This is a genomic window from Paracoccus sp. (in: a-proteobacteria) (genome assembly GCF_047605025.1).
Lineage (GTDB): Bacteria > Pseudomonadota > Alphaproteobacteria > Rhodobacterales > Rhodobacteraceae > Paracoccus.
This window is the reverse complement of sequence record NZ_JASGGO010000002.1, coordinates 48,061-61,219: the sequence shown is the minus strand read 5'-3', so window position 1 is coordinate 61,219 and position 13,159 is coordinate 48,061. Positions and strand designations below refer to the sequence as shown.

Sequence of the window (13,159 nt, the reverse complement as noted above, 5' to 3'; positions counted from 1 at the left end):
ATCGTTCTGCCTTTGTAAATTTAATGGGGAAATTTATCCCGCAATCTGCCGGCCTGGTGGAATGATTTGCTAATCATGCGCTATGCTACCGGGGTCCAAAGAACCTCGTCGATGCGCGGCGCGCCGGTCGCCAGCATCACCAGCCGGTCGAATCCCAGCGCGCAGCCCGAGGCCGGAGGCATGAAAGCCAGCGCCGCCAGAAAGTCCTCGTCCAGCGGATAGCGTTCGCCGTAAACGCGGGCCTTCTCGTCCATCTCAAGCTGAAAGCGGCGGCGCTGCTCGGCGGGATCGGTCAATTCGCCGAAGCCGTTGGCAAGCTCGACGCCGCAGGCGTAAAGCTCGAACCGCTCGGCCTCGCGAGGGTCCGAGGCGGGCCGCGCCAGCGCCGCCTCGGCGGCGGGATAGCGGTCCAGGATCGTGGGCACGCCATGGCCCAGATGCGGCTCGACCTTCTCGACAAGGATGCGGGACAGGATGTCGGACCAGGTGTCATCGGCAGCCAGACGGATGCCCTGGGCCAGGGCCTGGGCGCGCAGCGCCGCGGCATCCGTTTCGGCGCCGTCGCAGGTCGAAAGCAGGTCGATCCCCGCGAATTCCGCGAAAGCCTCGGCCAGGGTCACGACCCGAGGGCTGGCGAAGGGGTCGCAGGTGATGCCGCGATATTGCAGGCGCTTGGCCCCGGCCCGACTGGCCGCCAACTTTAGATACTCCATGCAATCATCGAACAGAACGGAATAATCCTCGCCCACGCGATACCATTCCAGCATGGTGAATTCGGGATGGTGCAGCCCGGTCCGCTCGCGGTTGCGCCAGACATGACCAAGCGAGAAGATCCGCCGCTCACCCGCCGCCAGCAGTTTCTTCATCGCGAATTCGGGGCTGGTGTGCAGATACATCGGCCGGGCCGCGCCGTCATTGCCGATCAGCCGGGTCTGGAACCCGTGCAGATGCGCCTCGTTGCCGGGGCTGACCGCCAGACCGGCGGGATCGACCTCAAGGAAATCCCGCTCGGCCAGCCAGGCGCGGATCGCGGCCTGGATGCGGCCACGCGCCAGCAGCAGGGGGCGGCGCCCGGCATGGCGGTCGCGATCCCACCAGGGCGTGTCCTGCGGCATGGGTCGGGTCGGTGTCATGGGATGCCTCTTTTCCGGCAAGCTTGCTTCTGGCAATGCGGCGCCAAAACCGCTATGGGACCACATCTTTCGCCGATCCGATCCGCATCGGCCACCCGGAATTTCAAAAGCACGCAGGGAAACCGCCTTGAAAGTCATCGCTTCCAGCCTTCGCAAAGGCAATGTCGTCGAGATCGACGGCAAGCTCTATGTCGTCCTGACGGCGACCAACTTCCACCCCGGCAAGGGGACGCCGACCACCCAGGTCGATCTGCGGCGCATCTCGGACGGCAACAAGGTCTCGGAACGCTGGAAGACGACGGAACAGGTCGAGCGTGCCCATGTCGATGAGCGCGCCTATAACTTCCTTTATGAGGATGGCGAGGGCTTCCACTTCATGGAGCCGGAAAGCTATGAGCAGGTCACCGTCTCGCCCGATGTGGTCGGCGATGACAAGGTGTTTCTTGAGGACGGCATCAGCGTCTTTCTGCAAGTCCATAACGGCGTCGCCATCGCCATCGAGCTGCCCCAGAAGGTGACGGTCGAGGTTGTCGAGACTGAGCCTGTCGTCAAGGGCCAGACCGCCTCGTCCAGCTACAAGCCCGCGATGGCGCATAACGGCGTGCGGATCATGGTGCCGCCGCATATCGGCGTGGGAACGAAGGTGATCATCAACACCGCCGACCTGACCTATGTAGAGCGGGCGAAAGCCTGATTTCGGCGAAAAGGGGGCCTCGGCCCCCTTATTCTATTCCGGCTCGCGCACCGCGCTGCCCGCGCCCGGCGGTCGGGCGATCAGCCTGGCCGCATCCGCCAGGGGCAGCAGCGGCGGCATCGAGGTCGGCGTCGCCAGGTAATGCGGCGTCCATTCCGGCCCGAACTTGTCCTTGAAGGCGCGCAGCCCCTCGAATTTGTAGAAGCTGCCGCCATGGCGAAAGATCAGCGCGCCGAAGCGGTCCCAGGTCCGGCGCGACCGCTGCGGGTCAAGCCCCGCCAAGGGTGCCATGCCCAGCGAAAAGAACGGATAGCCGCGCTCCTTCAGCGCCAGCATCAGCGCCGTGAACATGTATTCCATCGTCCCCGAGGGCGCATCCGCGCGATGCCGCATCAGGTCGATCGAGGCGATGCGCCGCTGATCCGTGGTCATCACATTGCCGAAGGCCACGATGCGCCCGTTCAGCCGCACCAGCGCCAGATCCCAAAGGTTCAGCCAATCGGCATCGAAGCGCCCGACCGAAAACCCTTTTTCCTTCGATTTTTTTGACAGAAGCCATTCGTCTGAAATGATTTTCAGTTCGCCCATCAGGGCGGCGCCATGCGGCGGAGCGGTGATTTCAAGGCTAAGCCCGTCGCGGCCCGCACGGGCGAATGTGGTGCGAAGGCGCTTGCGATGCGGCCCTTCCAGAGAGAAGCCGCGCAGGTCCACCAGCGCCTCCTCTCCCATCTTGTGCAGCGTCATGCCCAGATCCAGCATCAGCGGCACCGCGTCCGGCCCGACCTCATAGAAGATCGGCCGTGCCCCGGTCCGGCGGGCGGCATCGACGAAGCTGTAGGCGACTTCCTCGGCGGCCTCCTCCTCGCCCACCGGGGGGCCATAGGCGATCCAGCTTGACCCGGCGACGCCGAACATCAGGAAAGCCTGGCGGCTATCGGAAAGCATGATCGCCTTGTCGCCGGTCAGCACGAAGCCCGCATCCGGGTTTTCGCCCTGCATGGCGATCTGGCCCGCGATCTCAAGCGTGCGCGGGTCGGGCGGCTGGGGCCGGAAGCGGGGGATGCGCAGCAGCATGAACAGCGCCGAGACACCCACCAGCAGGCAGGCCAGCAGCCCCGCCCGCAAAGCGCGCGGCGCGCGCTCGTCGGTGGCGAACTGCCACCATAATTCATTCGAATAGGTGGTGTCCTTATGCGCGAAGAACAGCACGAAGCCGAAGCCCGCCAGCGCCGCGACCATCAGCGCCACCCAGCCCGGCGTCAGCGCCGAATGCGTCAGCATCGAGCGGCGGTGAAAGGCGCCGCGAAAGGGCAGCAGGATCAGCACGCCCAGGATCAGCGCGCCCGCCTGCTCGATATCGACGCCTTCCAGCAGGGCGAAGGCCGCGCCCGTCAGCATGGCGGCGACGGTCAGCCAGAAGGCGCCCAGGCTGCGCCGCACCACGCCCAGCGACAGCACGATCAGCCCGGCGCCAAGCGCGCTGGACAGCATCACCGAACCCTCGACGAAGGCCAGCGGAAAGAAGCTTTCCGCCAGTTCCGAAGTTTCGGTCATCGGCGGCAGCACGGCCGAGACGCTCATCCACAGGCCCGAGCCGAAGACCATCACCGCCAGCAGAAGCGGCGCGATGGGCGTAATGGCGCGCAGCGCCGGCTCAAGCGTGCCAAGCGTGCGGCCGATCACGGTCGCACGGCCCCGGCCCAGGATCCGCCAGCCCTCATAGGCGGCCAGCAGCACCAGCGCCAGGGCGAAGGGCACGAGGTAATAGATCAGCCGGTATAGCAACAGCCCTGCGGCGACCTTGTCGATGGGCGTGCCCTGCGGCATGGCGGCGATGATCACCGATTCAAAGACGCCGACGCCCCCCGGCACATGGCTGAGCACCCCGGCCATGAGCGCGGCGGCGAAGACGGCCAGGAAGGTGGGAAAACCGATCTCGGGCGAGGGCAGCAGGATATAAAGCGTCGCCGCCGAAAAAACGATGTCGCCCAGGCAGATCACCAGTTGCGTGCCCAGGACGCCCAGCGTGGGCGCGTGCAGGCGAAAGCGGCCGATGCGCAGTTCGCGCCGGGTGATCGCGGCCCAAAGCAGCGGCAGCATCACCGCCAGCACCGCCAGGATCGCCAGCAGCCGCACCGTGCCGTCGGGCAGGGGCAGGATCGGCCCCAGCGCGCTGGGATGGATCGCCAGCGCGGTGAAGCCGATCAGCGAGGCCGCGATGCCGAACGAGGCCGCCGTGAAGGTCGAGATCGCGGCGATGTCATAGCCGTCCAGCCCCAGCCCCGAATAGACCCGCCAGCGGACCGCCGCGCCCGAGATGGCCGAAAGCCCGATGGTGTTGCCGAAGGCATAGGCCATCAGCCCCCCCGTCATCGCGACGGGCAGGGGCAGGGGCTTGCCGATATGGCGCAGCGCCGACCAGTCGTATGCCGCCAGGAACAGATATCCCAGCACCGTCGTCGCCAGCGCCAGCGCGGTGACGTGCCAGGGCGTGGCGCGGATATGCAGCGCGACCTCATGCACATTGACCGGCGCCAGCAGCCGGTTCAGCGCGTAAAGCCCGGCCCCGAACAGCACGAAGGCCGCCACATAGGGCAGGAATTGCCGCCAGAGGGCGGTGCGGGGCTCTGGCTCGGTCTGGCGCGGCCCTGGGGGCCTTTGCGAAACGGTCATCTACATCTGCAAAGTCAGGGCCTGCCGCCGCTTGCGGGCGGCGGCGGGGCGGAACATTTCAGGCTGCATAAAGCAGCGGCGCGCCGCGCGAAAGATGCCGCGCGCGGGTCTTGCGGCATTTGCCGCGCCTGTGCGATGGCCTGCGCGGCAGGCCGTCCGCGATGATCGCGCGCGGAGCCTGGACGGGGAAAAGTCATTGCCCGCAGGCGGATCCGCCATCTTCCTGCCCCGTGGCTTCCAGGGCCGATGCTCAGGATCGCGCGGGTTGCGCAGGCGCGGCGACGTGCGAGGGATTCCCGTAGAGATCATATTAAATCAATTAATAACATATGATTAAAGTAAAATAATATAATATTTCTATGGCTGCCTGAAAGGGGCGGATGGCCGTCGCTGGTGCCGCTCATGGGTGTAGGTCTCGGGGTGGGCGAGGCGATGGCGCGGGGATTGGGTAGGGGCGCGCACTTCACCCGCGCCGGCACCCAGCCATGCCCCGGACTTCATTCTGCCTATGTTTTTAAAAAATTGCATATAGAACAATTATAAATAAGTTATATCTAGATTTTTTTGGCGTTCCGCCCTCCGTGGACCGGCTAGACCTCTTGCGACAGGATCACCATTGTCGAGGTCTCACCGACCGAGGGGATGCCTTGCAGCTTGTCGCGGATGAAGTGCCCCAGCGCGTCCACGTCCCGCAGCCGGGTCCGCAGCATGTAGTCGATATTGTTGCCTGTCACGAGATGGCATTCCACCACCTCGGGCAGCCTCGCGATGGCCGAGAGGAATTGCGCCGTGCCCTCGGGCCCGACGCGGCCCAGCCTGACCGAGATGAAGGCCCCGATCTGAAATCCCAACGCGCGGTGGTCGATGCGCGCGCCATAGCCGCGGATGATGCCCGCCTCTTCCAGGCGTTTGACGCGGCGGCCGCAAGGGGTAGGGGACAGGCCCACCCGCCCGGCCAGTTCCAGGATGGGCAGCCGTCCCTCGGCCTCCAGGAGGGTCAGGATGCGGCGGTCGGTAGCGTCAAGCTGAAGCATGGCGTAACTCTCTAATGCTTGCCATGATATTAGAGAATTACTGCGCATAATCCAGGTTTTTCAAGCAAGATTGCAGGGACAGAAAGGCTTTGCGCGGATATGCTGCGCGTCTTCTGAATTTACCCGAGTCGCTTCGATGACCGATCCTGTCACGCTCGCCCGCGAAACCTTTCCGTCCGAATCCGCCCCGCGCGCACCCCTTGCCTCGTGGCTGGGGCAGACCAATGAGGTGACGCGGCTTTTCCTTTCGGCGGGCCAGATTCCGGGGCTGATCAACCTGGCGGGCGGATTGCCCGACCCCTCGGTCTGGCCGGTCGAGGAACTGGCGGATCTTGCGGCCAGCGTCATCCGCGAGACGCCGGCCCAGGCGCTGGCCTATAGCCCGATCGAGGGGCTGGCCGATCTGCGCGACGAGATCGCGCGGCGCTTCAGCACCGGCGGCCTGCGGCTGGATCGCGGCAACGTCCTGATCACCACCGGCGGCATGCAGGCGCTGGAACTGCTGGGCAAGGTGCTGCTGGATCCCGTGCAGCCCGCGCGTCGTGCGACCATCGCCGCGCAATCGCCCGCCTATCTGGGCGCGCTGGATGCCTGGCGTCCGCGCCATCCTGACTATCGCCCGATGCGGCTGGACCGTGCCGATTGCGACATGCGGGCCGCGATGGAGGGGGCGCAATTCGCCTATGTGGTGCCGAATTTCTCGAACCCGACCGGGCGGCTGGTCCCCGAGGCGCAGCGCCACGCGCTGGTCGCGGCGGCCACGGCCTCGGGCTGCTGGCTGGTCGAGGACGACCCCTACGGCGCGCTTTATTACGATGGCGCGCGGCTGCCGCGCCTGCTGGAACTGGCGGCGGGGCCGGGGCCTTACGACGGGCCGGGGATCTATCTGGGCACCGTGTCCAAGGAACTGGCGCCGGGCCTGCGCATCGGCTGGGTCATCGCCGCGCCTGAGATGATCCAGGCGCTGACCCTGGCCAAGCAGGGCTCGGACATGTCCACCAGCGGGCTTTGCCAGATGATCTATCTGCGCGCCTTGCAGCAGGGACTGACAGAGCGCGTGCTGCCGGGGATCCTGTCGCTTTACGCCGACCGCCGGGATGCCCTGCTTGACGCGATGGGGCGCCACCTCTCGGATCTTTTCACCTGGGAACGGCCCAAGGGCGGCATGTTCGTCTGGGCGAGCGCGCGCGATCCCAGACTGGACACCGACCGGCTGCTGGCTTTGGCGCTTGAGCATGGCACCTGCGTCACACCTTCCAGCGTCTTCGACCCCGAGGGCTTGGACCGGCGCGCGATCCGGGTCAACTTCACCCTGAACGCACCGCCCGAGCTTGACGAGGGCGTCCGCCGCCTGGCCCGCGCGGCCCGCGCGGCACTGGCACAGGAGGAAGCCGCTTGACCCTGTCCCCGGACCTGCTGGCGCGCTGGCGCCGCATTCCGGTCGCCGTGATCGCGGATCATGCGCCCGAATGCCAGATCGACATCGCCATCCGTCCGCTGATGCCGCCGGGGCGCCAGCCGCCGCTGTTCGGGACGGCGATGACCGCGCGCTGCGCGCCGCCGGATTTCGGCGCGGTGCTGCGCGCGCTGGATCTGATCCGGCCCGGCCAGGTTCTGGCCATCGACGCGGGCGGGGAAAGCGGCTGGGCGATGATCGGCGACGTTCTAGGCGGGCATCTGCACCGCATCGGCGCGGCGGGCATCGTCTGCGACGGAGCGGTGCGCGACGTAGCAAGCCTTGCCGCGATGCAGGGGCTGTCCGTCTATCGCCGCCATGTCAATCCGCGCGGCCCGGTCGGCGGCGCGCGGGGCCAGGCGGGCGTGCCCGTGGCCATCGGCGGCCGCGCGGTCCGGCCGGGCGATCTGCTGATCGGCGACGATGACGGGCTGGCCGTGCTGACGCCCGATCAGGCCAGCGCCCTGATCGCGCGCTGCGAGGCGAAGCTGGAGCTTGAGCGGGAATGGATCCGGCGCCTCGGCCAGGACGAAAAGCTTGCCGACATCTTCGGACTGGACGCGACGCCCTGAGTTGACAGGGCTTCGCGGCCGGGCGCAGAAAGATCCGGCAATGCGGGAGGATGCGCCATGACGAGCGATGAGACCATCAGGGACCAGGATTTCGCGGGCAAAGTGGCGCTGGTCACCGGAACGACCGGGATCGGCCGGGCCACCGCGATCCGGCTGGCAGAGGCGGGCGCGCAGGTGCTGGCCTGCGGCATCGACGCCGCCGCAAATCAGGATCTGACCGCGCTGGCCGTGGCGCGGGGCCTGGGCCTTGCCGCCCGCCGCATGGATGTCTCGGACGAGGCGGAGGTCGCGCGGGTCATGGCCGATCTGGCCAAGGAATGGGGCGGGCTGGACATCATCGTGAACGCGGCGGCGGTCCATCCCTATGGCACCGTGCTTGAGACCGATTGGCGGGTCTTTCAGCAATGCATGGAGGTCAATGTCGGCGGCATCTGCCTGACCGCCCGCCACGGCATCCCGCTGATGGCCGGGCGCGGCGGGGCGATCGTGAACCTTTCCTCGGCCCAGGGCCATGCCTGCCAGCAGGGGGTCGCGGCCTATGTCGCCAGCAAGGGGGCGATCCATGCGCTGACCCGCGCCATGGCGCTGGACCACGCCGGGGCGGGGGTGCGGGTCAATTCGGTCTCGCCCGGCTCGGTCCGCACCCCGATCCTTGAGCTTTCGGCCCGTATGCTGGGCGCCGACCTGCCCCAGGACGAGGTCTTCGCCCGCTTTGGCGCCGCCCATCCCCTGGGCCGGATCGGCGAGCCCGAGGAGGTGGCCGAACTGATCGCCTTCCTGTGCTCGGACCGGGCCGGGTTCATCACCGGGGCCGATTACGCCATCGACGGCGGGCTGACCGCCGGGCTGGCCGTGAAATAGGCCGCCCCTCAAGGCCGGCCGCGGCGCGGTTCAGCCTGACGTGCCCGATTAACAAAAGATCATTTACCCGCAATCGGGCGGTTTGGCCGTTGCCGGAGGGCGTCGCCAACTCTACCACTGACCTGAAATCGTGGAAACTTGTCAGGATGCGACATCTTGAGATGCGACAGAACTCATTGCGCCATAGCCTGATGAACCGGACGCGCGACCTGCATCGCAGGCTGGATCAGGGCCTGGGCGAATTCGCCGCGCCCCAGGATTACCACGCCTATCTTCGCGGCAGCTTCGCCTTTCGCACCGCTCTGGAGGCCGTGCTGCCTTTGGCCCAGGGCTGGCCGATGCTGGCGCTGAGCCAAAGCCTGCGCGCGGATCTGGGGGATCTGGACCTGGACCCGCCCGAACCGCCCCGCGCGCCGGAACTCGCCGCGACGCATTCGGCGCTGGCGGGGGCGCTTTATGTGATCGAAGGCTCGGCCCTGGGCGCGCGGGTCTTGCAGCGCCGGGCACAGGCGCTTGGCTTCGGCCCGGATCACGGCGCGCGGCATCTGGATCTGCAAACCCGCGACCGCGCGCGCTGGCCGCAATTCCTGGCCTGGCTGGAAAGCCAGCCCGCCGACGAGGATCAGGCCGTGGCCTCGGCCAACGCGGTCTTTGCACTGGCCCTGGCGGCGCATGGCCTGGACCTGCCGACATGACCCGCGATGCCGGCTGGGATGCCGCGCTGGCCGGTCGGCGGATCGACCTGACCAATTGCGACCGCGAGCCGATCCATATTCCCGGCAGCATCCAGCCGCATGGCTGCCTGCTGGCCTGCGACGGCATCGCCGGCGTGATCGGGCGCCATTCGGCCAATGCGGCCCAAATGCTGGGCCTGCCGGGCGCGCCGCTGGGGCGCAGGCTTTCCGATGTCATCGGCGTCGCGCGGGCCCATGCCATCGCCAATGCGCTGGCGATCCTGGGGCCGGTGCCGCGCCCGGCGCTGCTTTTCGATCAGCAGGTGAACGGGCGCGCCTTCGACGTGACGGCGCATCACCAGGCCGGCCGGATCATCATCGAGTTCGAGCCGGCGTCGCGCGATCTGGGCCGCACGCTGGGGCTGGCGCGCACGGTGATGGGGCGCATCCGGGCGCAGGATAATCCCCAGCGTCTGCTTCAGCAGGCTACCGCGCTTATCCAGGCGCAACTGGGCTATGACCGGGTGATGATCTATGAGCTTGGTCCCGACGGCGCCGGCAAGGTCGTGAGCGAGGCCAAGACCGAGGCGCTGGAAAGCTTTCTCGGCCAGTATTTCCCGGCCAGCGACATTCCCCGGCAGGCGCGGGCATTGTATCTGCGAAATCCGATCCGCATGATCGGCGACGTGCATTACCGGCCCGTGCCGATCCTGCCCGCGCAGGACGAAGCCGGGCCGCTGGATCTGTCGCATGCGCATCTGCGCAGCGCCTCGCCCATCCATTGCGAATATCTGCGCAACATGGGGGTCGGGGCCTCGATGTCGGTCTCGATCATCATCGACGGCGCGCTTTGGGGGCTGATCGCCTGCCACCACTATACGCCCCGCATCCTGCGCCTGGCAGACCGCGCGGCGGCCGAGATGGTCGGAGAGTTCTTTTCCCTGCATCTGAACACGCTGCGCCGCCGTCATGCCCGCGAGGCCGAAACCGCGGCGCGGCGCGCGCTGGACGATCTGATGGTCGATGCCAGCCGCGGCGAGGGTATCGGCATCGCGCTGCGCCACCGCCTGCCGCTGCTATCGGGGCTGATCCCCTCGGCCGGGATCGCCCTGTGGTTCGATGGAGAGTGGAGCGCCCTGGGCCATGCCCCGGACGAGGCGCTGGCCGCGCCCCTGATCGCCCTGGCCCGGGCCGCGCCGGAAGGCCAGGTCTTTCAGACCGACCGCCTGGCCGAATTGCTGCCTGGTGCTACGGCGCTGACCGAACTTGCGGCGGGGGTGCTGATCGTGCCTCTGTCGCGGCGACCGCGCGATTTCCTGTTCTATTTCCGGCGCGAGGCGGTGCAGACGCTGGACTGGGCGGGCGATCCCGGCAAGACCTACCCGGCCGGCGCCTTCGGCGACCGGCTGACCCCGCGCAAAAGCTTCGCGCTTTGGAAAGAGACCGTGCGTCAGCGTTCGCATGCCTGGGCCGACAGCGACCGCAGCTTTGCCGAGGCGTTCCGCATCGCCGTGGTCGAGGTGCTGCTGTTCAACAGCGAGTTGCTGGCCGATGAACGCGCCCGCGCGGCTGTTCGCCAGCGCGTGCTGAACCAGGAACTGAACCACCGGGTCAAGAACATCCTCGCCGTGATCCGCGCGCTCGCCAGCGTCCCCACGCGCGAGGGCGAGACCTTGGCGAACTATTCCGAGGCCCTGCGCGCGCGCATTCAGGCCATGGCCTATGCCCATGACCAGGTGGTGCGCGATGAGAACGGCGGGGATCTTCTGGAATTGCTGCGTGCCGAACTAAGCCCCTATCTGGCGCGGCAGAACCCGGTCGAATTGCGCGGTCCCGGCCTGACGCTGGACGGGCGCGCCTTTTCGGTCCTGGCGCTGGTGGTGCATGAACTGGCGACCAATGCGGCGAAATACGGCGCGCTTTCGCGGTCGGACAGCCGCCTGGACGTGACCTGGGATCTGGACGCGGCGGGGGATTGCCATCTTCATTGGCGCGAAAGCGGGGTCGAGGGGGTCGAGGCGCCGGCCGCGCGGGGCTTCGGCTCGACGTTGATCGAACGCTCGGTCCCCTATGATCTGGGCGGGCAGAGCCGGATCGAGTTCGGCGCCGACGGGCTTGCCGCCGAATTCGTGTTGCCCGCGCATTTCGTCAGGCCGCATCAGGGCACGCCTGCCGCCGCCGTCGCCGCCGCCCAGACGACGGCGCCCACCCCTCCGCCCGGCCCCCCGCCAAGCCTGCCCCCCGAGGGTCGTCGCCGCGTGCTTCTGGTCGAGGATCAGGTGTTGATCGCCATGTCGCTTGAGGCCGAACTGAAGGATCACGGCTTCGATGTCACCGGCATCGCGCCCAATGTCGATGCCGCGCTTGAATTGATCCGCAAGGATCCGCCGGATCTGGCCGTGCTGGACGTGAACCTGCGGCGCGAGACCTCGCTGCGGGTGGCCGAGGCCCTGCTGGCGCGGGGCGTGCATTTCGTCTTCGCCACCGGCTATGGCGCGGATTTCGACCTGCCCCCGGAATTCGCGCGGGTGCCGGTGGTCGAAAAGCCCTATAATGTCGGCGACGTGCTGGAAAAGCTGCGCCGGGACTAGGCCAGCAGCGGGTTTCCGCGCGCCGTATGGGGCTGGATCAGGTCATAGGCATGGCCCAGTTCCAGCACCGCCAGATCGCCGCGCGGCGGGCCGATCAGTTGCAGCCCCATCGGCAGGCCCTGCGGCCCGAAGCCCGCGGGCATGGCCAGCACCGGCAGGCCGGCCAGCGTCGGGCCGATCACCACCTCCATCCAGCGGTGATAGCTGTCCATCGACCGCCCGGCCAGTTCGCGGGGCCAGGGCTGCGCCGCGTCGAAGGGGAAGCATTGCGCGGTCGGCAGCGCCAGCATGTCGACATCGCCGAACAGCTTCAGCATGTGCAGATACCATTGCGTGCGCGTGACCGAGGCCGCATGCACCTGCGCCGCCGTCAGGGCGCGCCCGCCCTCGACCTCCCAGATGGCCTCGGGCTTCAGCAGCGCGCGGGTCCTGGGGTTGTCGTAAAGCGCGCCAAGATTGCCCGCGACCAGGAAATGGCGCAGGGTCAGCCAGCATTCCCAAAGCCGCGCCATCGGAAAGCCGGGTTCCAGCGCGACGACCTGACAGCCCAGATCGCGCAGATGCGCCAGCGCGCTTTCGCAGCAGTCCAGCACGCCCGGCTGGGTCGGCAGATAGCCGTCCAGATCGCCCAGCCAGCCGATGCGCAGCCCACGCGGCGGCGCGGCCAGCGGCTGGGCGAAGGCCGCGCCATCGCCGGCAAGCGACAGCGGATCGCGCGCGTCATGGCCCGCCTGGATCGACAGCATCATCGCCACATCCTGGACCGAGCGGCCCATCGGCCCATCCGTCGCCAGGCTGTGCAGAAACCGCTCGGGCGCCGGACCCGAGGGCACCAGCCCCTGCGTCGGGCGGAAGCCATAGACATTGTTCCAACCCGCCGGATTGCGCAGAGAACCCATCATGTCGCTGCCATCGGCGACCGCCAGCATCCCGGTCGCCAGCGCCACCGCCGCGCCCCCGGAGCTGCCCCCGGCCGACAGCGCGGGATCCCAGGCATTGCCCGTCGCGCCGAAGACCGGGTTATAGGTATGCGAACCCAGGCCGAATTCGGGCGTGTTGGTCTTGCCGATGAAGATCGCCCCCGCGCCGCGCATGCGCGCGGCCAGGATCGAATCCGCCTGCGGCACGTTTTCCCTTAGCGCGGCCGAGCCCTTGACCGTGGCGATCCCCGCCGTCTCGGTCAGATCCTTGGGCGCCTGCGGCATCCCGTGCAGCCACCCGCGCGAGCGGCCCTGCGCCAGTTCCTGGTCCGCCCGCGTCGCCTGCTGGATCAACCCCTCGCGCGGCTGCATGGAAATGATGGCGTTGAAGCGCGGGTTCAGGGCCTCGATCCGGTCCAGGAAGGCGGTCATCACCTCGACGCAGGAGACATGCCGGCCGTGGATGGCGCGGCTCAGTTCGGTGGCGCTGAGCGCGGTGATCGGCTGGGTCATGCGGTCCTCATGCGATGGCTGGCCAAAGATCAGCAGGA

Annotated in this window: 10 protein-coding genes; 6 read left to right on the top strand and 4 right to left on the bottom strand. The window is 67.7% G+C overall.

The annotated features are described in order from the left end of the window. Window positions 1-80: 80 nt before the first annotated feature. The gene (epmA, locus tag QM682_RS02190; RefSeq protein ID WP_415126644.1) at window positions 81-1,133 is read right to left on the bottom strand and encodes an EF-P lysine aminoacylase EpmA; all 1,053 of its coding nucleotides are present in this window, start codon (window positions 1,131-1,133) and stop codon (window positions 81-83) included. Between the two features lie 127 nt (window positions 1,134-1,260). Between epmA and efp the strand changes: the two genes are divergently transcribed. After that, window positions 1,261-1,827 carry an elongation factor P gene (gene efp / locus QM682_RS02185; RefSeq protein ID WP_415126642.1) on the top strand — a complete coding sequence of 189 codons (567 nt, stop codon included), beginning with the start codon at window positions 1,261-1,263 and terminating at the stop codon, window positions 1,825-1,827. Window positions 1,828-1,860: 33 nt separating this feature from the next. Here the strand turns inward: efp and mprF are convergent, their stop codons facing one another. Then, window positions 1,861-4,500, bottom strand: coding sequence for a bifunctional lysylphosphatidylglycerol flippase/synthetase MprF (gene mprF, locus QM682_RS02180; protein WP_415126640.1), 2,640 nt, complete (start codon window positions 4,498-4,500; stop codon window positions 1,861-1,863). Between the two features lie 590 nt (window positions 4,501-5,090). Continuing rightward, window positions 5,091-5,534, bottom strand: a complete 444-nt coding sequence (locus tag QM682_RS02175) for an Lrp/AsnC family transcriptional regulator (protein WP_415126638.1) — start codon at window positions 5,532-5,534, stop codon at window positions 5,091-5,093. A gap of 136 nt (window positions 5,535-5,670) precedes the next feature. Here QM682_RS02175 and QM682_RS02170 point away from each other — a divergent pair, with 136 nt between their 5' ends. From QM682_RS02170 to QM682_RS02150, 5 genes are all read left to right on the top strand, one after another. After that, window positions 5,671-6,933 (top strand): PLP-dependent aminotransferase family protein, encoded by a 1,263-nt coding sequence (locus QM682_RS02170; RefSeq protein ID WP_415126636.1) that lies wholly within the window; start codon window positions 5,671-5,673, stop codon window positions 6,931-6,933. Further along, a complete protein-coding gene (locus QM682_RS02165; protein WP_415126634.1) occupies window positions 6,930-7,562 on the top strand; it encodes an RraA family protein in 633 nt (210 codons plus the stop codon). The genes QM682_RS02170 and QM682_RS02165 overlap by 4 nt, the downstream gene beginning before the upstream one ends. A gap of 57 nt (window positions 7,563-7,619) precedes the next feature. Beyond that, a complete protein-coding gene (locus QM682_RS02160; protein WP_415126632.1) occupies window positions 7,620-8,423 on the top strand; it encodes an SDR family NAD(P)-dependent oxidoreductase in 804 nt (267 codons plus the stop codon). 161 nt (window positions 8,424-8,584) lie between these two features. Beyond that, window positions 8,585-9,118 (top strand): biliverdin-producing heme oxygenase, encoded by a 534-nt coding sequence (locus tag QM682_RS02155; protein WP_415126630.1) that lies wholly within the window; start codon window positions 8,585-8,587, stop codon window positions 9,116-9,118. Beyond that, entirely contained in the window at window positions 9,115-11,688 is a 2,574-nt protein-coding gene (locus QM682_RS02150) for an HWE histidine kinase domain-containing protein (protein WP_415126628.1), read from the top strand. The genes QM682_RS02155 and QM682_RS02150 overlap by 4 nt, the downstream gene beginning before the upstream one ends. Here the strand turns inward: QM682_RS02150 and QM682_RS02145 are convergent. Next, a complete protein-coding gene (locus QM682_RS02145) occupies window positions 11,685-13,121 on the bottom strand; it encodes an amidase (protein ID WP_415126626.1) in 1,437 nt (478 codons plus the stop codon). The two genes, QM682_RS02150 and QM682_RS02145, sit on opposite strands and share 4 nt — an antisense overlap. Window positions 13,122-13,159 lie beyond the last annotated feature (38 nt).

Bases quoted from the DNA above. Each gene is read 5' to 3' on its own strand.
- QM682_RS02160 (WP_415126632.1), top strand. From the start codon at position 7,620: ATGACGAGCGATGAGACCATCAGGGACCAGGATTTCGCGGGCAAAGTG.
- QM682_RS02155 (WP_415126630.1), top strand. From the start codon at position 8,585: ATGCGACAGAACTCATTGCGCCATAGCCTGATGAACCGGACGCGCGAC.
- epmA (WP_415126644.1), bottom strand. From the start codon at position 1,133: ATGACACCGACCCGACCCATGCCGCAGGACACGCCCTGGTGGGATCGC.
- QM682_RS02175 (WP_415126638.1), bottom strand. From the start codon at position 5,534: ATGCTTCAGCTTGACGCTACCGACCGCCGCATCCTGACCCTCCTGGAG.
- QM682_RS02150 (WP_415126628.1), top strand. From the start codon at position 9,115: ATGACCCGCGATGCCGGCTGGGATGCCGCGCTGGCCGGTCGGCGGATC.
- QM682_RS02145 (WP_415126626.1), bottom strand. From the start codon at position 13,121: ATGACCCAGCCGATCACCGCGCTCAGCGCCACCGAACTGAGCCGCGCC.
- QM682_RS02170 (WP_415126636.1), top strand. From the start codon at position 5,671: ATGACCGATCCTGTCACGCTCGCCCGCGAAACCTTTCCGTCCGAATCC.
- mprF (WP_415126640.1), bottom strand. From the start codon at position 4,500: ATGACCGTTTCGCAAAGGCCCCCAGGGCCGCGCCAGACCGAGCCAGAG.